This is a genomic window from Streptomyces sp. NPDC101110, assembly GCF_044759525.1.
GTDB lineage: Bacteria > Actinomycetota > Actinomycetes > Streptomycetales > Streptomycetaceae > Streptomyces.
In genome coordinates this window covers 185,565-203,271 of record NZ_JBIVZM010000012.1, presented here as the reverse complement: position 1 = coordinate 203,271, position 17,707 = coordinate 185,565, and the positions used below count along the sequence as shown (strand labels likewise).

Below are 17,707 nucleotides of genomic sequence, written 5' to 3'. Positions count from 1 at the left end.
CGGACATCAGCCGAGCACCACGATTTCGGTGGCGTCGAACTCCACTCCGACCTCGGTGCCGGTCTCCGGTGCGTCCCGCAGCGCGCATGCCGCCTCCAGGCGTGGGGCGTCCGGGGGCTGGAGGTGCACGGCGACATGGGTGCCCCGGAAGGTGCGCGCGGCCACGGTGCAGCGCAGGCCCGTGTCGGCGGGCACCAGCCGCACTCCGGCGGGCCGCACGAGCAGCGTGTGGGTGCCCTGCGGAGCGCCCTCCGGCACCGGCACCTTGCCCCAGGGCGTGTCCGCCGCCTCCGCCCCGACGGTCGCCTCGGCCACGTTCTCGAAGCCGAGGAAACGCGCGACGAAGGCGTCGGCGGGCCGCTGCCACACCTCGAGGGGCGTGCCGGACTGGGCGATCCGCCCGTCCCGCATCACCACGACCCGGTCGGCCAGCGCGAAGGCCTCCCCCTGGTCGTGCGTCACGGCGAGCACGGTCGTACCCAACCGGCCGAACAGTTCCTTCAGTTCGACGACCAGCCGCTCCCGCAGCGACCGGTCGAGCTGCCCCAGCGGCTCGTCCAGCATCAGCAGCCGAGGGCTCGGCGCGAGGGCCCGGGCCAGCGCCACCCGCTGCTGCTCCCCGCCGGACAGCGCGGCGACGGCCCTGCGGCCCGCGCCCGGCAGCCCCACGAGGTCCAGCAACTCCTGGACCCGTTCGGCCCGTTGCGGCTTCGACTCGCCACGCATCCGCAGCCCGAACGCCACGTTGGCGTCCACGTCCCGCTGCGGGAACAGCTGATGGTCCTGGAACATCAGCCCGACGCCCCGCCGGTGCGCGGGCACGCCCGCCTGGTCACGCCCGTCGAGCACCACCCGACCGGCGTCGAGCGGTTGCAGCCCGGCGACCGCCCGCAGCAGGGTCGACTTGCCGCTGCCGCTCGGCCCGAGCACACACACGATCTCGTGCTCGGCGACCTGCAGATCGACGGCGTCCAGCACGGCACGCCCGCCGAAACGGACCGTCGCAGCCTCCAGGCTCAGCAGCATCTAGAACTCCCCCGTCCGGTCCGTCCGCAGCCTCTCCAGCACCAGCAGGGCCACCGCGCACACCAGCATCAGCATCGTCGAAAGGGCCATCGCCTGGCCGTAGTTGAGATCACCGGGCCGCCCGAGGAGCCGGGCCACGGCCACCGGCAGGGTCGGCCGGTCGGGCCGTGCGATGAAGACCGTCGCGCCGAACTCCCCGAGGGACACGGCGAAGGCGAATCCGGCCGCGATCAGCAGCGCCCGCCGCACCATCGGCAGGTCCACCTCCCGCCACACCCGCCAGGGCGAGGCCCCGAGCACCGAGGCCGCCTCCCGCAGCCGCGCGTCCACCGCCCGCAGCACGGGCAGCATGGTCCGCACCACGAAGGGCACCCCGACCAGGGCCTGCGCGAGCGGCACCAGGATCCACGAGGACCTGAGGTCCAGCGGCGGCTCGTCGAGGGAGATCAGGAACCCGAAGCCGACGGTCACCGCGGACACCCCGAGCGGCAGCATCAGCAGTGCGTCGAAGCCGCGCACCAGCCGTCCGGCGTCCCGGCGGGTCAGCGCGGCCGCGGCGAGCCCGCCGATCAGCACGGCGATGAGCGTGGCGGCGACGGCATACGACAGGGAGTTGCCGATCGCCTCGATCGGCGGGACCAGGAACACTCCCCCGTCCTGCCTGGTCAGTGCCCGGTAGTAACCGAAGCCCGGGGCGTCCAGGGACCGCTGCACCAGCACGGCCAGCGGCAGCACGAGCAGCAGGGCCACGCTGGCGAGCACCCCGCCGAGCAGCACCCACTGTCCCGCGCCGCGCGGCCTGCGCGCCGTCACGGACGCGTCCACCAGCCGCAGCGCTGTCTCCCGCCGCCGCACGGTCCAGGCGTGCACGGCGAGGATCGCGCCCACCGCGACGAACTGGATGAGCGTCAGCACGGCCGCCGTGGACAGGTCGAAGATCTCCGACGTCTGCCGGTAGATCTCCACCTCCAGGGTGGAGAAGGTGGGCCCGCCGAGGATCTGCACGACACCGAAGGAGGTGAAGGTGAACAGGAAGACCATGAGCGCGGCGGCGGCCACGGCCGGGGCGAGGGCGGGCAGCGTGACCCGCCGCCAGGCCCGCAGCGGGGACGCCCCGAGCATCCGCGCCGCCTCCTCCTGCCGCGGGTCGAGCTGCGCCCAGAGCCCGCCGACGGTCCGGACGACGACCGCGTAGTTGAAGAAGACGTGTGCGAGCAGGATCGCCCACACGGTGGTGTCCAGCCGTACGCCCCACAGCTCGTCGAGCAGCCCGCCCCGGCCGACCAGGGCCAGGAACGCCGTGCCGACGACGACCGTGGGCAGCACGAACGGGACGGTCACGACCGCTCGCAGGACCTGTTTGCCGGGGAAGTCGAAGCGGGCGAAGACGTACGCGCCGGGGAGCGCGACCAGCAGGGTGAGCGTGGTGGAGACCAGCGCCTGCCAGGTGGTGAACCACAGGACGTGCCGGACGTCGGACTGACCCAGCACCTCCCCGATCCGCCCGAGATGCCAGACCCCGCCGGCCTTCAGACCGCGCGCGACGATCGCGGCGACGGGGTAGGCGAAGAAGACGGCGAAGAACGCGACGGGCACGGCCAGCAGACCGAGCCGCACCGCGCTCCCGCGCCTCCTGCGGGCTACTTCAGTACGAGTGAGGTCCACGACTTGACCCACTGGTCGCGGTGACCGGCGATCTTCGCCGGATCCATGGTCTCGGGGTCCTTCACCTGCGGCCCGTACTTCACGAACTCCGGCGGCACCTGCGCGCCCTCGGTCACCGGGTACACGAACATGTTGAGCGGCATGTCCTCCTGGAACTTCCTGCTGACGAGGAAGTCGAGGAATGCCTTGCCGCCCTTGGCGTTCTTGGCGTTGGCGAGCAGCCCCGCGTACTCGACCTGCCGGAAGCAGGTGCCCTCGGCGACGCCGGTCGGGGCCGTGCTCGGCTTCGGTTCGGCGTAGAGGACCTCGGCGGGCGGCGAGGAGGCGTACGACACGACGAGCGGCCGGTCCCCCTTGGCCTTCCTGCCGCTGGACGAACCGGAGAACTCCTGGTTGTAGGCCTGCTCCCAGCCGTCGACGACCTTCACGCCGTTGGCCTTGAGCTTCTTCCAGTAGCCCTCCCAGTCCCCGTCGCCGTACTCGGCGGCGGTGCCGAGCAGGAAGCCGAGCCCGGGCGAGGAGGACGAGGCGTTCTCGGTGACGAGCAGGTTCTTGTACTGCGGCTTGACGAGATCGTCGAAGCTGCGCGGCGGCTGGAGCTTGTGATCGGCGAAGTACTTCTTGTCGTAGTTGACGCAGATGTCGCCGGTGTCGACGGGCGTGACCCGGTGCTTGTCCCGGTCGACGCGGTACTCGGCCTTGACCTGGTCGGCCCCCTTCGCCTCGTACGACTGGAACAGGCCGTTGTCGAGGGCGCGGGACAGCAGGGTGTTGTCGACGCCGAAGAAGACGTCGCCCTGCGGGTTGTCCTTGGTCAGGATGGCCTTGTTCACGGCCTGGCCGGCGTCGCCGTCCTTCAGGACGTTCACCTTGTAGCCGGACTGCTTCTCGAAGGCCGCGATGACGTCCTCGGACGCGGCCCACGAGTCGTGGCTGACGAGGGTCACGGTCTTGGGGTCACCGGACCCCTGACCGCCGCCGGACGACCCGCAGCCGGCGAGCGTGCCGACCAGGCCGAGCCCGACGACCGCCGCCGTCATCCGCTTCTTGTTGTTGCTCACTGGATTCCTCCTGGAGGACCAGGAGAAGACGCGGCCCTGCCCGGGACTCCGGGTCCCGGGCAGGGCGCAACAGCTCGAGTGGTGACCGATCTCCCTACCCAGAATGACCTGGGCCAGGTTCGGAGGGTCTGCGGCCGTGTGCCGCACTCTCAGCGCTGTGGCGCTCCCCTGTCGGAATATGCAGGTGTGGATGTGAAGGTGCCGATTATGAAGCTGTACTTATGAAGCCGTACTGACGACAGTCAGACTACCGTTCGGTGGCGGCGAGCTGACCACACGCCCCGTCGATCTCCTGACCACGGGTGTCCCGGATCGTCACCGGCACACCATGGGCGGCGATGGCCTCCACGAACGCCTTCTCGTCCTCGGGCCGCGAGGCGGTCCACTTCGACCCGGGCGTCGGGTTCAGCGGGATGAGGTTGACGTGCACGGGCTTGCCCTTGAGCAGCCGCCCGAGCCGGTCACCGCGCCAGGCCTGGTCGTTGATGTCCCGGATCAGCGCGTACTCGATGGACAGCCGGCGCCCGGACTTGGCGCTGTACTCGAACCCGGCATCCAGCACCTCGCGCACCTGCCACCGGGTGTTCACCGGTACGAGGGTGTCGCGCAGCTCGTCGTCGGGGGCGTGCAGGGAGATCGCCAGCCGGCACTTGAGGCCCTCGTCGGCGAACCGGTGGATGGCCGGGACGAGTCCGACCGTCGAGACGGTGATGCCCCGCTGGGACAGGCCGAGGCCGTCGGGCTCGGGGTCGGTGAGCCGCCGGATGGAGCCGATGACCCGGTTGTAGTTCGCGAGGGGCTCGCCCATGCCCATGAAGACGATGTTGCTGAGCCGCGCGGGACCTCCGGGTACTTCTCCGTCCCGCAGCGCCCGCATACCGTCCACGATCTGGTGCACGATCTCGGCGGTGGACAGATTCCGGTCCAGTCCGGCCTGCCCGGTCGCACAGAACGGACAGTTCATCCCGCAGCCGGCCTGCGAGCTGATGCACATGGTCACCCGGTCCGGGTAGCGCATCAGCACGGATTCGACGAGCGTCCCGTCGAACAGCCGCCACAGGGTCTTGCGGGTGGTGCCCTGGTCGGTCGACAGATGCCGCACGACGGTCATCAGCTCGGGCAGCAGCGCTTCCCGGAGCTTGCCCCGGGCACCGGCCGGAATGTCCGTCCACTGCTCCGGATCATGCGCGTACCGCGCGAAGTAGTGCTGCGAGAGCTGCTTGGCACGAAACGGCTTCTCCCCGACGGCCGCGACGGCCTCCTTGCGCTCGGCAGGAGTGAGATCGGCAAGATGCCGCGGCGGCTTCTTGGCTCCGCGGGGGGCGACGAAAGTGAGTTCTCCGGGCTTAGGCATGGCCGTACCAGTGTCGCAGATCAACCGCGGCAGCCAGGGCCGGAGTGGGGTGGGGGCGGTCACCCTGCGGGTGGTACCCGTCGCCGCCGGTCGGCCTGGGACGACTCGGGGACGCCCCGCTCGATCACCCGTCTGCTCCCTGCCACTCGTCCAGCCGGACCCTGACCTGGTGGTTGCGGTCGTCGTGCCAGTAGACCTCACCAGCGGCCAAGGCTCCGAGGACCGGAAGCTCCATCCCCAGCGGCATGCGCGTGATCTCCGCCAGCGCTATGGCATCCGGCACGCCGTCTATCCGTATGAAGACCCCGAAAGGCCGGCGCCCGGTGACCGTTCCCGTGAGCCGGCTCCCCACAGGCACGGCCGCGACGGTCGCCGCCCAGCCCGCCCGCACCGCCTCCGCGGCCGGCATTCCGGGGTTCTCGGCCCATCCGTACTCGTCCATCGTCAGATCATGACGCAGCAAGCGCGCAGAAGACGCGGGCACGTCGTGACCTCGATGGACGCAGGGGACTCTCACCCGCAGCGGGGTCGCCTGTGTGTTTACAGGGCGAACGGCTCGTAGGACAGGGCTCGGTCGACGACCTTCTCCGGCGTCGGCTGAGGGTCGTGGTCCCAGAAGACGTAGTCGGTGATGTGTGGGCAGCCGAGTCCGCCTGCAAGTGCTGTGACGATCTCGTCGGCTTCGGCCTCGTCGGCGTACTCGGCGTTCAGGAGCCGCCGGACGAGGTGGACACCCTCCGCTCGGCTCATGTTGCGGCGCGTGCTCACCATCTCGCCTGCTGTCCGGTCGGCGTCATGCGGCCGAGGGTACTCAACTCGGGCTGCTGACCTTGAGCTGCGGCTGGCGTAGGCCTCTCGGCCACCCGCCCCGAGGGACGTGGGATGACGCGCCGGCCGCTCATGCGAGCCCAACTGCGCAACCGTCGCCCTGGGGAGTCCGCCTGACAGGATGGGGCGGACCATCACAAGAAGCGGGGGTCGAGCATGCTCGTGCTCATACTGTCGGTTGTCGTCCTGCTCGTCATCGGCGGCTGTGTCTGCGTGTACTGGACCGCCCGGGGCGACGCCCCGCGTTGGGCACGGGGCGTGGCCAGGGCGACGCTGCTCGGCAGTGAGATCGCCCGCAGTGCGAGCCGGAGTTCCCGCTCGCGGCAGCAGAGCAGCGGCGACGACTAGACGTTCCGCCGCGCCAACTCAGACGGCCCGCGCGAGCCCGCCCCCTGGCGGCGCTGAGCCAGCCATGGGAGCGAGGGGGCCGAACCCCCTACTCGGCCGCGTGCTCAACCGGTCCTTGAGGAGCTGCTCGTTCTACGCGGTCGTGTGCTCCAACCGGTCCTTGAGGAGCTGCTCGTTCTACGCGGTCGTGTGCTCCAACCGGTCCTTGAGGAGCTGCTCGTTGCGCGGGAGTTCCTTGCGGACCTGGGGGCGTACGACGAGCGGGACCAGGACCTTCCCCATGCCGTGGCCCTCGAAGTCGATGTCGATCGTGACGTGTGAGCGCCGGCCCTCGTCGTAGGGCTCGACCGCGCCGTGCACCTGCGCCCGGACCGGACCGTCCACACCGCGCATGCCCCAGCTGTGCGGCGGGTCGTACTCGGTGACCTCCATGGTCATCGGCATGACGCGACGGCCGACGTGCCGGGTCACCCGGACCTTGCTGCCGATGCCGACGGGCCCCTCGTCCAGGCGCTCCGCGGACACGGCGCTCAGCTGCCACTCCGGCATGTGGCCGGCGTCCATGACGTACTGGTAGACCTCCTCGGGACGGCAGTCGACGTCGATGCTCTCTCGGATGATGGCCATGATGGCCTCCTTTGGGAGGTACATCTGCATCGTCCCACTTCAGGCCCCCGGCTGCGCCCCGAGAACCTGCCCGGGACGGGACGGGCCCGAGACGCCAGGGAGCCCCCGCCCGGTCGGGCGGGGGCTCCCTGGCGAAGCCGGTCTTCTCAGCCGGATCCGACGAACAGCACGAACAGCAGCCACACCACCGGAGCCGTGGGCAGCAACGAGTCGAGCCGGTCCATGATGCCGCCGTGTCCCGGCAGCAGCGTGCCCATGTCCTTGATGCCGAGGTCCCGCTTGATCATGGACTCGCCGAGGTCGCCCAGCGTGGCCGTGACCGCGACCGCGAGACCCAGCACCAGCCCCTGCCACCAGGCACCGCCGTCGATGAGGAACTGCATGCACAGCGCTCCCGCGACCATGGCGAAGGACACCGCGCCCAGCAGACCCTCACGGGTCTTGCCGGGGCTGATGCGCGGGGCGAGCTTGTGCCGGCCGAACCGCCAGCCGACGGCGTAGGCACCGGTGTCGCTGACGACCGTCAGCAGCAGGAAGGTGAGTACCCGCTGCGGCCCGTCGTCCGCGGTCAGCATCATCGCGACGAAGGTCGCCAGGAACGGCACGTAGAACGCCGCGAAGACGCCGGCCGTGACGTCCCTGAGGTAGTTCTCGGGCGGTTCGGTCATGCGCCAGACGAGCACCGCCAGCGCCGTGAGCGCCATCGCCACCCACGCGCCCTCGGCGCCCCGGACGTACCCGGCGACGACCATCGCGGCACCGCCGAGCGCGAGCGGTACGAGCGGCGCCCGGATGCCCTTGCGTTCCTCCAGCCGCTTCGTCAGCTCCCACAGGCCCACCACCACGGCCACCGCGACGACGCCGACGAACACGGCCTTGACGACGAACAGCGACGCGACGATCACCGCGCCGAGCCCGACACCGACCCCTATCGCGGCACTCAGGTCGCGACCCGCGCTCTTCTTCGGCGGCTTGGGTGCCGGCTGCGAGGCGTCGGGCATGGGCTCCGGATTCGTGTCGTTTCGGACCGGGGCGCCGCTCAGCCGAGCTGCCCCCCGGTCGTCATCCTGGTTTCCGCCGAATTCGGTCACGTCGGGCACGATGGGCATGGGGCGAGTCTGAGGCGCTTCATACGCATCGTATGCGGGACCCGCCGGAGCGGCCCCCTGGACGTGCCCGTGGCCCGTGCCCTGGATCTGCCCGTGACCATGCCCTTGGTCGGTGGGCTCCCAGTACCCGGCCTGTGGCGGCGCCCCCCAGGAAGAGTCGTTCATCAGACCTCGAGCAGCTCCGCTTCCTTGTGCTTCAGGAGCTCGTCCACCTGCGCGACGTACTTCGCGGTGGTGTCGTCGAGCTCCTTCTCCGCACGGCGGCCCTCGTCCTCGCCGACCTCGCCGTCCTTGATCAGCTTGTCGATGGCTTCCTTGGCCTTGCGGCGCACGGAGCGGATCGAGATCTTCGCGTCCTCGCCCTTGCCCTTGGCCACCTTGATGTACTCGCGGCGGCGCTCCTCGGTGAGCTCGGGGAACACCACCCGGATGATGTTGCCGTCGTTGCTCGGGTTGACGCCCAGGTCGGAGTCGCGGATCGCCTGCTCGATGTTGCGCAGCGCGCTCTTGTCGAACGGGGTCACCACGGCCATGCGCGGCTCGGGCACGGAGAACGAGGCCAGCTGGTTGATCGGCGTCGGCGCGCCGTAGTAGTCGGCCACGATCTTGTTGAACATCGCCGGGTGCGCACGGCCGGTGCGGATCGCGGCGAAGTCCTCCTTGGCGACCACGACGGCCTTCTCCATCTTCTCCTCGGCCTCGAGGAGGGTCTCTTCGATCACCACTTGCTCCTGCGTGTGAGTAGGCCCGGCTGCGGTTCCATGTGGGGCGGCGGCCGGCTGCGTCGCGTCTTCTTCCTGCACGGTTCCCGACCGGCGGGACATTGTCCATCCCCCGGCCCGGCTCCGTCCCGTCCGTCCCCCGGACGGGGTTGTTCTCGGGTCTCAGTCCCGGCTGCCGGGGTCCCCCACCAGCGTGCCGATCTTCTCACCCTTGACGGCGCGCCCGATGTTGCCCTCCGCCAGCAGCTCGAAGACCACGATCGGGAGCTTGTTGTCGCGGCACAGGGTCACGGCCGTGGCGTCGGCGACCTTCAGATCGCGCGTGATGACCTCGCCGTAGCCGAGGTGGTCGAACTTCACCGCGTCCGGGTTGGTCTTGGGGTCCGAGTCGTAGACCCCGTCCACGCCGTTCTTGCCCATCAGCAGCGCCTCGGCGTCGATCTCCAGGGCGCGCTGCGCGGCGGTGGTGTCGGTGGAGAAGTACGGCATGCCCATGCCGGCGCCGAAGATGACCACGCGGCCCTTCTCCAGGTGCCGTACGGCGCGCAGCGGGATGTACGGCTCCGCGACCTGGCCCATGGTGATGGCGGTCTGCACCCGGCAGTCCACGCCCACCTTCTCCAGGAAGTCCTGGAGGGCGAGGCAGTTCATGACCGTGCCGAGCATGCCCATGTAGTCGGAGCGGGCCCGGTCCATGCCGCGCTGCTGCAGTTCGGCACCGCGGAAGAAGTTGCCGCCGCCGATGACGACCGCGATCTGGGCGCCGTCGCGCACGACGGCCGCGATCTCGCGGGCGATCTTGTGGACCACGTCGGGGTCGACGCCCAGGCCGCCGCCACCGGAGAAGGCCTCTCCGGACAGCTTCAGCAGAAACCGGCCGCTCACTTTGCCGTCGTCACTCTTCTGGGCCTTGGTGGTCATGGGGGATCCCGCCTCTTTCACGTGTTGCACATACCAAGAAGGCCATTGCCGGTGGGGCGTGTTTCGCATCCCATACGGCAATGGCCTCCTCGTCAGATCTGCTGTCGTCCGCCACTGGTGTGACGGCGTACGCGGACGACTGCTGTCGACCCTATAGGGGTCGGGCGTCGAGCGCGGTACGGACTCAGATGCCGACCTTGATGCGCGTGAAGCGCTTCAGGGTGACACCGGCCTCGTCCAGGATCTTCTGGACGGACTTCTTGTTGTCGAGCGCGTACGGCTGACCCAGCAGCGTGGCGTCCTTGAAGAAGCCGTTGAGGCGACCCTCGACGATCTTCGGCAGGGCGGCCTCGGGCTTGCCCTCGGCGCGGGTGGTCTCCTCGGCGACGCGGCGCTCGGACTCGACGACCTCGGCCGGCACGTCCTCCTTGGAGAGGTACTTCGGCGCGAAGGCGGCGATGTGCTGGGCGACACCCTTGGCGATCTCCGCGTTCGGCTTGTCCAGCTCGACGAGGACACCGATCTGCGGGGGCAGGTCGGGCATCGTGCGGTGCATGTACGCCGTCACGTAGCCGTCGGCGAACTGCGCGAAGCGGTCCAGGACGATCTTCTCGCCCAGGTTGGCGTTGGCCTCGTCGACGAACGCCTGGACGGTCTTGCCGGCCTCGATCTCGGAGGCGAGCAGGGCCTCGAGGTCGGCCGGGGAGGTCTTGGCGACGTGCTGGGCGATCTGGTTGGCGACAGCCTGGAACTTCTCGCCCTTGGCGACGAAGTCCGTCTCGCACTTCAGCTCGACGATGACGCCGGAGGAGTTGTCGTCGGCGATGATCGAGACCACGGCGCCGTTCTCGGCGGAGCGGCCCTCGCGCTTGGCGACGCCCTTCTGGCCCTTGATGCGGAGCGCCTCGACGGCCTTCTCGACGTTGCCCTCGGCCTCGTCCAGCGCCTTCTTGCAGTCCATCATGCCGGCGCCCGTGAGCTCACGGAGCTTCTTGACGTCGGCGGCGGTGTAGTTCGCCATGAGTCTGTGAATCTCTCTCGAAGTCTGGAAGATCGAAGATCTGCGGATGCGCTCCATGGAGCAGGAGCGCGCTGTCCTTCCGCTGACCTACGGGTGAACGGCGGGAGCGGACTTCACCGCGCCGAGGGCGCTGGTGCAAGCAGTACCGCTCCCGCCGTCACCACGGGACTGACGGGGTCAGGCCTGCTCGGCCTCGGCCGGCTTGTCGCCCTCGGCCGGCTTCTCGGCCTCGGCGGCGGGGGCCTCAGCCGGAGCGGCCTCGGCGGCAGGGGCGGCCTCGGCGGCGGGGGCGGCCTCGTCGGCCTTCTTCTCGCCCTCGAGCAGGTCGCGCTCCCACTCGGCCAGCGGCTCGCCCGCGGCCTTCTCGCCCTTGCCCTCGGTGGCGACACCGCTGCGGGCGATGAGGCCCTCGGCGACGGCGTCGGCGATGACGCGGGTGAGCAGGGTGACGGAGCGGATCGCGTCGTCGTTGCCCGGGATCTTGTAGTCGACCTCGTCGGGGTCGCAGTTGGTGTCGAGGATCGCGACGACCGGGATGTTCAGCTTCCGGGCCTCACCAACGGCGATGTGCTCCTTCTTGGTGTCCACGATCCAGACGGCGCTGGGCACCTTCTGCATCTCGCGGATACCGCCGAGGGTCTTCTCCAGCTTGGCCTTCTCGCGCGAGAGCACGAGAAGCTCCTTCTTGGTCAGACCGGACGCGGCGACGTCCTCGAAGTCGATCTGCTCGAGCTCCTTGAGGCGCTGCAGACGCTTGTAGACGGTCGAGAAGTTGGTGAGCATGCCGCCCAGCCAGCGCTGGTTGACGTAGGGCATGCCGACGCGGGTGGCCTGCTCGGCGATGGCCTCCTGCGCCTGCTTCTTCGTGCCGACGAACATGACCGTGCCGCCGTGGGCGACGGTCTCCTTGACGAACTCGTAGGCGCGGTCGATGTACGACAGCGACTGGAGCAGGTCGATGATGTAGATGCCGTTGCGCTCCGTGAAGATGAAGCGCTTCATCTTCGGGTTCCAACGACGGGTCTGGTGACCGAAGTGGACGCCGCTCTCCAGCAGCTCCCGCATCGTGACGACGGCCATGGCCGTATCTCCTTGAGTTTCTCGGTTGTGCCGCGGATGCCGGACGGCTTCCGCGCCTGACGCCCACTGCGCGCCGTTCCACGAGGGACCGAGGGGCGCTGACACGGGCCCGTTGCCGGGGTTCGTGTCGGGGCGTGCGAAGTCGACCCGACGGCTCGGGTCGCCACCAGAAGTGTACGGGACCCGCGGGGTGCCGGGTGACGCCGTCGTCCACAACCGGCGGATGATCCACAACCGGGGACGGCGAAGGGGATGATCCGGGACTCTTTCCCCATGCGAGTGAACCGATGTGTCCGTGTCTGTGTGCGTCTGATCCTGCTGCTGCTCCTCACCGCGTGGGTCCTCCTGGCCCCGCCCCCGCGACTGCTCGCGGCGGACGCACCCCTCGCGGACGACGCCGTGCCGGTGGTCGGACGCGCATGGCCCGTCGGCCTGCGTCCCGCGGTGCTGCGCGGCTGGGAGCCCCCGGCCACGGTCTACGGCCGGGGCCACCGGGGCGTGGATCTGGCGGCGGCTCCGGGAACGCCGGTGCGGGCGGTGGCGGCCGGCACGGTCTCGTTCGCGGGACGGGTGGCCGGAAAGGGAGTGGTCGCGCTGGAGCTCACCGGCACCGGCGACCCACCCCTGCGCACGACCTACGAACCGGTGACGGCGTCGGTGGAGAGGGGCGACGAGGTGGCACCGGGCGAGGTGATCGGCACGGTGGACGCGACCGGCTCGCACTGCGCGGCTGCGTGCGTGCACTGGGGTCTGCGCCGTGGGGAGGCCTACCTGAACCCACTGTCGCTCCTGCCCCCGTGGCTGCTCGGTCGAGGGCCGTCCAGACTGCTGCCGGTGTACTGACCAGCCGTGGGCAGTCGTGCCGCTTGGGGCGATGGGGGTCCCCCTGCTCGAACGCAGCCGAGAGCCGGGGGGAGGGTAGGCGGTGGGGGCACCTCCCTGATCGAGCGAAGCCGAAGGCCGGGGGGAGGCACTCCGCACCGCCGGGCTGCGGACGTCCGAGGCAGGACGCCCACGCCCTCAGCCCCGCACACCCCGCAGCGCCATTCCCACTGCCGCATCCGCGATAACCGCCGGGTCCTCCGCCGCCCCCAGCTCGATCCTCCGCACGGCCGTGTCCACGACGCCCTGCAGCAGCATCGCCGCCAGCCGGGGCTGCTCGTGCCCCAGCTCGCCCAGCGCCTCGACGATCATCGCGACCAGCCCGCCGTGTGCCGCCCGGATCTTCTCCCGGGCCCCAGGGTCGAGCTCGCTCGCGGAGATCGCTACCACGGCCCGGTGCCGCCGGTCCCCGACCAGCTCCAACTGCTGCCGCACATACGCCTCGATCTTTGCCTCGGCCGTCTCCGCCCGCTCCATCGCAGCCGACACGTCAGCCGCCCAGACCGGGAAGTCGACCTCGCACAACTCCTCGACCACGGCCGCCCGTGACCGGAAGTACTCGTAGACGGACGAGCGCGCGAGGCCCGTCCGCTCGGCGAGAGCCGGGAAGGTCAGCGCCTCCGTACCGCCCTCGGACAACAAGGAACGAGCCGCGTCCAGCAGGGCGGCTCGCTGCATCGACCGGTGCTCGGCCACGGAGGCCGCTCGAATCCTTGGCACGTCAACACTGTACGGACGCGCTCCGCCGGACGGGAGTGGTTGCCTCAGGTCCGGCGGCGTCCGGTCAGGTCAACGGCCGAAGCTCGCCAGTTTCGCTCTCAGCTGGAGCACGGATTTGGTGTGGATCTGACTGACCCGGCTCTCGGTCACTCCCAGGACGTTTCCGATCTCGGCCAGGGTGAGGCCCTCGTAGTAGTACAGCGTGACCACGGTCTTCTCCCGGTCGGGCAGTGTGTTGATCGCCCGCGCCAGGAACCTCCGCAGCTCCCGGTCCTCGGCGACCTCGACGGGGTTGTCGGCGGCGGTGTCCTCCAGCGTGTCCATGACGCTGAGCCCGTCACCGCCGTCACCGCTCCCGTGCAGCAGCTCCTCCAGGGCCACCACGTTGGCCAGCGACAACTGGCTGAAAACCCCGTGGAGTTCCTCGACGGCGATGCCCATCTCGGCGGCCACCTCGCCCTCCGTCGGGGTCCGCCGCAGCCGCGCCTCCAGCGTGGCGTACGCCCGCTCCACGTTGCGCGCCTTCTGCCGCACCGAGCGGGGGATCCAGTCCAGTGCCCGCAGCTCGTCGATCATCGCGCCGCGGATCCTGGTGATCGCGTAGGTCTCGAACTTGATCTCCCGGTCGAGGTCGAACTTCTCGATCGCGTCGATCAGCCCGAACACCCCGGAGGAGACGAAGTCCGCCTGCTCCACGTTGGGCGGCAGGCCCACGCTGACCCGTCCCGCGACGTACTTCACGAGTGGCGAGTAGTGCAGGATCAGTTGCTCCCGCAGCCGTTCGTCCCCCGTCGCCTTGTACGACCGCCACAGCTCGTCGAGCGTGGAGGGAGCGGGCGGTCGCACGCTGCCACCGTCACGGGCGGCTGGGGGGATCGCCGCCCGGTCGGACCCGGAGGTGTGCTGGGGCATTCGTCGCCTTGTGCCGTTCTGCTGCGGAGTGGTGCTGCCAGGGTGAGCTGTCTGTCTGATGTCGAGTTGCCTGTCCGTGTCGGGATCCTCGTGAGCGTAGCGTGACTGGGGTGTCGCGGTGCGCGAAGGGCGAAGGCCGGAGCGGCCGCAGATACGTTCCTCAGGACGCCCTGTCAGGGATGCACGGTCGCTCGGTGTGATCACCGGAGGGCCTCAACTGGGCGCAATTCCAAGGGTTGTCGGGGGTTCCCCCGGACGGCCGAACACACACCGTCAGCACGGACCGCGGGCGTCGCGGACCGACATCACCGCCTGGCGTGTCAACTTCCAGCCGTCGCCGTGTCGTTCGACGTAACCGAGTGCTCGGAGTTCGTACAGTCTCGCGATCGCGTCGTCCGGTGCGGTCTGTGCGGCGCGCGCGATCTCGTCCGGCTCGGCGGTCCCTCGTCCCGGCAGTGCGTCGAGGACCTGCCGGGCGACCGGCGCCAGCAGGTCCCGGGGCAGGACGGGGCCTCGCCGGTCGGGTGCCAGCTCGCCGATGTCGCCGACCAGTTCCACCACGTCCGCGACGTCGGTGACCAGGACGGCCTCCCCGCGCAGCAGATCGTGCACTCCGGCGGAGAGGGCGCTGGTGGCCGGGCCCGGCACGCCCATCGTGTGCCGGCCGAGGCGCTGTGCCGCCCGCGCGGTGACCAGGGAGCCGCTGCGGTGGGCCGCCTCCACGACCACCGTGCCGCGGGTGAGTGCGGCGATCACTCTGTTCCGCAGGATGAACCGGCTCGGTGTGGGGTGATCTCCGGGTGGCAACTCCCCGATCACCAGGCCCTGTTCGGCGATCCTGCCGATCAGCTGGGTGTGGCCGCGGGGGTAGGGCCGGTCGACGCCGCAGGCGAGGACGGCGACGGTGGCGCCGCCGGCTCCGAGGGCTCCGCGGTGGGCGGCGCCGTCGACTCCGTAGGCGCCGCCCGACACCACGACCCACCCCTGCTCGGCCAGACCGGCGGCGAGGGTGGCTGCCATGTGGGCTCCGTACTCGGTGCAGGCACGGGCGCCGACCACGGCGACCGACTTCAGCGCCCACATCCGCAGGCCGGGCCGCCCGCGCACCCACAGCCCGAGGGGGCGGGCGTCCCCGAGATCGTCGAGCTGCGCCGGCCACTCCGCGTCCCCCGGCGACACGAACCGCACGCCGGCGTCCCGGGCTGCCGCGAGATCCTGCCGGGGCCGGGCGGCCTCGGCCCTGGCCACCAGCCCGGCCCACCGCTTCCCGCTCACCCCCGGCAGAGCGGTCCCGCCCTCCTTCAGCCGCCGCACCACTCCCCCGACCCCGAACTCCCGCACCCACCGCCCACCGACCTCGTCCCCGGGCTCGATGACACGGGTGAGCAGGATGCGGGCGAGCAGCTTCTCGTCCGTCATGTGCGGAGCCCTTCCAGGACGGCTCCCCGACGCACGCCGGTGCGCAGTTCCAGCGCCCAGTTCACATCGTTGGCCGACGGCCTGTCGCGCCCTCCCAGGTCGGCCAGAGTCCAGGCGACGCGGAGCACCCGGTCCAGCCCCCGTGCGGTCAGGAGACCCCGGTCCAGGTCCTGCTCGGCTTTGGCCAGAGCCCCGGACTGGACATGCCATCGGGTACGGAGTTCGTGTCCGGGCACCTCGCTGTTGGTCCGCCAGGGCGTCCCCTCGTAGCGTCGTGCGGCGCGTTCACGCGCCGTCTTGACGCGTGCCGCCACGGTCGCCGAGGTTTCGGCGCCCGTGTGGAGTTGCAGCAGTTCTGCCCTGGAGACCGGTTCCACCGTCACGCGCAGATCGACGCGGTCCATCAGGGGACCGGACAGGCGTGCGCGGTATCGCTTGATGGTGGAGGGCCGGCACTCGCAGATGTCATCGCCCCTGCCGTGCCGCCCACAGGGGCACGGATTGGCGGCGAGAACCATGAGGAACCGCGCGGGCATCCGCAGCATGCCGGCCGCACGAGCGATCACGACATGGCCTGATTCCAGCGGCTGACGCAAGGCGTCAAGCACGCTGCTGTGGAACTCCGCGGCCTCGTCGAGAAACAGCACGCCGTGGTGTGCGAGCGAGACTGCTCCGGGCCTGGGGAGCCCGTTTCCGCCGCCGACGAGCGAGGCCATGGTGGCCGAGTGGTGGGGAGCGCAGTACGACGGCCTGTCGACCAGCGGATGACCCGGCGGCAGAACTCCTGCCACGGAGTGGACAGCCGTGACCTCCAGGGACTCCTGCCGGCTCAGCTCGGGGAGCAGACCCGGCAGTCGTTCGGCCAGCATGGTCTTGCCTGCGCCCGGAGGCCCCTTGAAGAAGACGTGGTGCCTGCCTGCCGCGGCCACCTCCAGTGCCGCCCTTGCCATGTGCTGTCCGGCCACGTCGGCCAGGTCAGGGGTGTGATCACTGGTCACGGCGCCCAGCCCGGTACCCGGAAGGGCCAGCCCCGCCAGGAAGGGGTCGGGACGGGTCTCCCCGGACACGGGCTCCTCCTCAGGCACCGGCTCGTCGGTGAGCACCGCGATGAGCTGACGCAGGCTGCGGACGCCGAGCACCGACACACCCGGCACCAGGGAGGCCTCGGGTACCGCACACTCCGGCACCACCACCTGCTCATACCCCGCATCCGCAGCCGCCAGCACCGCCGGCAGCACCCCCCGCACCGGTCGCACGCGTCCGTCCAGCCCCAGTTCGCCGATCATCACGATGTCGGCCAGGACCCTCGGGTCGATGCGTTCCGCCGCGCCGAGGACCGCCGCCGCGACGGCCAGGTCGAAGCCGCTGCCCGACTTCGGTACCGAGGCCGGGCTGAGGCCGACCGTGAGCTTCTTCTGGGGCCAGGCCGCACCCGAATTGACGACCGCCGCGCGCACCCGGTCCCGGCTCTCCGTGAGGCTCTTGTCAGGCAGTCCCACCAGCGTGAACGCGGCGACGCCGGGTTCGAGGTCGGCCTGGACCTCGACGACCACGCCTTCGACACCCACCAGCGCCACCGAACACGTACGGGCGAATGCCATTCAGGCCACCCCCCGCACATGCTCGACCACGGCGGCTCCGCGTGCGGGCAGCAGCACGCCGATCAGGTCGATGCGGACGCCGCCGGGCGGTGCGCCCCCGTGTGACTGGATCCACCGCTCGGCCAGACCCCGCAGCCGCTCCGCCTTCAGCGGGGTCACGGCCGCCATCGGATGCTGGAAGGGACCTTCCCGGCGGGTCTTCACCTCGCAGACCACCAGGACGTCCCCGTCCCGGGCCACGATGTCGATCTCGCCGGTCCGGCCGGAGCGCCAGTTGCGCTCCAGGATCGTCAGACCGGCTTCCACCAGCCGTCGTGCGGCCAGAGTCTCCCCGTACTTGCCCATGGCACTGCGTGCCAGATGTGCGGTCATGTCGGCACCACCTCCGGCGCCAACGATCACGCGCCCGCC

At 70.4% G+C, this 17,707-nt stretch carries 19 protein-coding genes and 1 riboswitch; of the genes, 2 read left to right on the top strand and 17 right to left on the bottom strand.

Features of this window, described 5'->3' with window-relative positions; translation table 11 throughout:
* Positions 1–6: 6 nt before the first annotated feature.
* The 6 genes from ACIQU3_RS26790 to ACIQU3_RS26765 form a co-directional block, all read right to left on the bottom strand.
* On the bottom strand, positions 7–1,026 hold the full coding sequence (locus ACIQU3_RS26790) for an ABC transporter ATP-binding protein (RefSeq protein ID WP_403736553.1): 1,020 nt from the start codon (positions 1,024–1,026) through the stop codon (positions 7–9).
* Positions 1,027–2,643: an ABC transporter permease gene (locus tag ACIQU3_RS26785; protein WP_403928095.1), complete on the bottom strand. Its 1,617-nt coding sequence runs from the start codon at positions 2,641–2,643 to the stop codon at positions 1,027–1,029. It abuts the gene before it with no gap.
* A gap of 23 nt (positions 2,644–2,666) precedes the next feature.
* Entirely contained in the window at positions 2,667–3,731 is a 1,065-nt protein-coding gene (locus tag ACIQU3_RS26780; RefSeq protein ID WP_403928131.1) for a thiamine ABC transporter substrate binding subunit, read from the bottom strand.
* 94 nt (positions 3,732–3,825) lie between these two features.
* Positions 3,826–3,932, bottom strand: a riboswitch (TPP riboswitch).
* A 67-nt stretch (positions 3,933–3,999) separates the two neighbouring features.
* The gene (gene rlmN / locus ACIQU3_RS26775) at positions 4,000–5,106 is read right to left on the bottom strand and encodes a 23S rRNA (adenine(2503)-C(2))-methyltransferase RlmN (RefSeq protein ID WP_403928093.1); all 1,107 of its coding nucleotides are present in this window, start codon (positions 5,104–5,106) and stop codon (positions 4,000–4,002) included.
* A 124-nt stretch (positions 5,107–5,230) separates the two neighbouring features.
* Positions 5,231–5,548, bottom strand: coding sequence for a hypothetical protein (locus ACIQU3_RS26770; RefSeq protein ID WP_403928090.1), 318 nt, complete (start codon positions 5,546–5,548; stop codon positions 5,231–5,233).
* A 98-nt stretch (positions 5,549–5,646) separates the two neighbouring features.
* Positions 5,647–5,856 carry an e9imm peptide gene (locus ACIQU3_RS26765; RefSeq protein WP_403928088.1) on the bottom strand — a complete coding sequence of 70 codons (210 nt, stop codon included), beginning with the start codon at positions 5,854–5,856 and terminating at the stop codon, positions 5,647–5,649.
* A gap of 234 nt (positions 5,857–6,090) precedes the next feature.
* Here ACIQU3_RS26765 and ACIQU3_RS26760 point away from each other — a divergent pair, with 234 nt between their 5' ends.
* Positions 6,091–6,282: a hypothetical protein gene (locus ACIQU3_RS26760; RefSeq protein ID WP_403736578.1), complete on the top strand. Its 192-nt coding sequence runs from the start codon at positions 6,091–6,093 to the stop codon at positions 6,280–6,282.
* A 177-nt stretch (positions 6,283–6,459) separates the two neighbouring features.
* Here ACIQU3_RS26760 and ACIQU3_RS26755 read toward each other — a convergent pair whose 3' ends face one another.
* The 6 genes from ACIQU3_RS26755 to rpsB form a co-directional block, all read right to left on the bottom strand.
* On the bottom strand, positions 6,460–6,909 hold the full coding sequence (locus tag ACIQU3_RS26755; protein WP_403736584.1) for an SRPBCC family protein: 450 nt from the start codon (positions 6,907–6,909) through the stop codon (positions 6,460–6,462).
* Between the two features lie 146 nt (positions 6,910–7,055).
* Complete coding sequence (locus ACIQU3_RS26750) at positions 7,056–8,183, bottom strand: phosphatidate cytidylyltransferase (RefSeq protein WP_403736587.1); 1,128 nt, start codon at positions 8,181–8,183, stop codon at positions 7,056–7,058.
* Positions 8,183–8,740, bottom strand: coding sequence for a ribosome recycling factor (gene frr / locus ACIQU3_RS26745; RefSeq protein WP_006136598.1), 558 nt, complete (start codon positions 8,738–8,740; stop codon positions 8,183–8,185). Before frr ends, ACIQU3_RS26750 begins: the two co-directional genes overlap by 1 nt.
* 162 nt (positions 8,741–8,902) lie before the next feature.
* Positions 8,903–9,661, bottom strand: coding sequence for a UMP kinase (gene pyrH / locus ACIQU3_RS26740; RefSeq protein ID WP_234847494.1), 759 nt, complete (start codon positions 9,659–9,661; stop codon positions 8,903–8,905).
* 184 nt (positions 9,662–9,845) lie between these two features.
* Complete coding sequence (tsf, locus tag ACIQU3_RS26735) at positions 9,846–10,682, bottom strand: translation elongation factor Ts (RefSeq protein WP_403736590.1); 837 nt, start codon at positions 10,680–10,682, stop codon at positions 9,846–9,848.
* 177 nt (positions 10,683–10,859) lie between these two features.
* The gene (gene rpsB / locus ACIQU3_RS26730) at positions 10,860–11,762 is read right to left on the bottom strand and encodes a 30S ribosomal protein S2 (protein ID WP_403736593.1); all 903 of its coding nucleotides are present in this window, start codon (positions 11,760–11,762) and stop codon (positions 10,860–10,862) included.
* A gap of 273 nt (positions 11,763–12,035) precedes the next feature.
* Here rpsB and ACIQU3_RS26725 point away from each other — a divergent pair, with 273 nt between their 5' ends.
* Complete coding sequence (locus ACIQU3_RS26725) at positions 12,036–12,605, top strand: murein hydrolase activator EnvC family protein (protein WP_403736597.1); 570 nt, start codon at positions 12,036–12,038, stop codon at positions 12,603–12,605.
* A gap of 177 nt (positions 12,606–12,782) precedes the next feature.
* Here ACIQU3_RS26725 and ACIQU3_RS26720 read toward each other — a convergent pair whose 3' ends face one another.
* The 5 genes from ACIQU3_RS26720 to ACIQU3_RS26700 all read right to left on the bottom strand — a co-directional run bounded on the left by ACIQU3_RS26720 (position 12,783) and on the right by ACIQU3_RS26700 (position 17,698).
* Positions 12,783–13,340, bottom strand: coding sequence for a TetR/AcrR family transcriptional regulator (locus ACIQU3_RS26720; RefSeq protein ID WP_403737100.1), 558 nt, complete (start codon positions 13,338–13,340; stop codon positions 12,783–12,785).
* 93 nt (positions 13,341–13,433) lie between these two features.
* Complete coding sequence (gene whiG / locus ACIQU3_RS26715; protein ID WP_403736600.1) at positions 13,434–14,276, bottom strand: RNA polymerase sigma factor WhiG; 843 nt, start codon at positions 14,274–14,276, stop codon at positions 13,434–13,436.
* Between the two features lie 273 nt (positions 14,277–14,549).
* Positions 14,550–15,695, bottom strand: coding sequence for a DNA-processing protein DprA (dprA, locus tag ACIQU3_RS26710; protein WP_403736603.1), 1,146 nt, complete (start codon positions 15,693–15,695; stop codon positions 14,550–14,552).
* Complete coding sequence (locus tag ACIQU3_RS26705) at positions 15,692–17,296, bottom strand: YifB family Mg chelatase-like AAA ATPase (RefSeq protein WP_403736606.1); 1,605 nt, start codon at positions 17,294–17,296, stop codon at positions 15,692–15,694. The genes dprA and ACIQU3_RS26705 overlap by 4 nt, the downstream gene beginning before the upstream one ends.
* The gene (locus ACIQU3_RS26700) at positions 17,297–17,698 is read right to left on the bottom strand and encodes a YraN family protein (RefSeq protein WP_403736608.1); all 402 of its coding nucleotides are present in this window, start codon (positions 17,696–17,698) and stop codon (positions 17,297–17,299) included. It abuts the gene before it with no gap.
* Positions 17,699–17,707: the final 9 nt, after the last annotated feature.

What these genes read in the sequence shown, in the direction of transcription:
- ACIQU3_RS26760 (WP_403736578.1), top strand. Translation starts at nt 6,091, where the DNA reads ATGCTCGTGCTCATACTGTCGGTTGTCGTCCTGCTCGTCATCGGCGGC.
- whiG (WP_403736600.1), bottom strand. Translation starts at nt 14,276, where the DNA reads ATGCCCCAGCACACCTCCGGGTCCGACCGGGCGGCGATCCCCCCAGCC.
- ACIQU3_RS26705 (WP_403736606.1), bottom strand. Translation starts at nt 17,296, where the DNA reads ATGGCATTCGCCCGTACGTGTTCGGTGGCGCTGGTGGGTGTCGAAGGC.
- ACIQU3_RS26770 (WP_403928090.1), bottom strand. Translation starts at nt 5,548, where the DNA reads ATGGACGAGTACGGATGGGCCGAGAACCCCGGAATGCCGGCCGCGGAG.
- ACIQU3_RS26755 (WP_403736584.1), bottom strand. Translation starts at nt 6,909, where the DNA reads ATGGCCATCATCCGAGAGAGCATCGACGTCGACTGCCGTCCCGAGGAG.
- ACIQU3_RS26750 (WP_403736587.1), bottom strand. Translation starts at nt 8,183, where the DNA reads ATGAACGACTCTTCCTGGGGGGCGCCGCCACAGGCCGGGTACTGGGAG.
- dprA (WP_403736603.1), bottom strand. Translation starts at nt 15,695, where the DNA reads ATGACGGACGAGAAGCTGCTCGCCCGCATCCTGCTCACCCGTGTCATC.
- rpsB (WP_403736593.1), bottom strand. Translation starts at nt 11,762, where the DNA reads ATGGCCGTCGTCACGATGCGGGAGCTGCTGGAGAGCGGCGTCCACTTC.
- ACIQU3_RS26790 (WP_403736553.1), bottom strand. Translation starts at nt 1,026, where the DNA reads ATGCTGCTGAGCCTGGAGGCTGCGACGGTCCGTTTCGGCGGGCGTGCC.
- pyrH (WP_234847494.1), bottom strand. Translation starts at nt 9,661, where the DNA reads ATGACCACCAAGGCCCAGAAGAGTGACGACGGCAAAGTGAGCGGCCGG.
- rlmN (WP_403928093.1), bottom strand. Translation starts at nt 5,106, where the DNA reads ATGCCTAAGCCCGGAGAACTCACTTTCGTCGCCCCCCGCGGAGCCAAG.
- ACIQU3_RS26725 (WP_403736597.1), top strand. Translation starts at nt 12,036, where the DNA reads ATGCGAGTGAACCGATGTGTCCGTGTCTGTGTGCGTCTGATCCTGCTG.
- tsf (WP_403736590.1), bottom strand. Translation starts at nt 10,682, where the DNA reads ATGGCGAACTACACCGCCGCCGACGTCAAGAAGCTCCGTGAGCTCACG.
- ACIQU3_RS26765 (WP_403928088.1), bottom strand. Translation starts at nt 5,856, where the DNA reads ATGAGCCGAGCGGAGGGTGTCCACCTCGTCCGGCGGCTCCTGAACGCC.
- ACIQU3_RS26780 (WP_403928131.1), bottom strand. Translation starts at nt 3,731, where the DNA reads ATGACGGCGGCGGTCGTCGGGCTCGGCCTGGTCGGCACGCTCGCCGGC.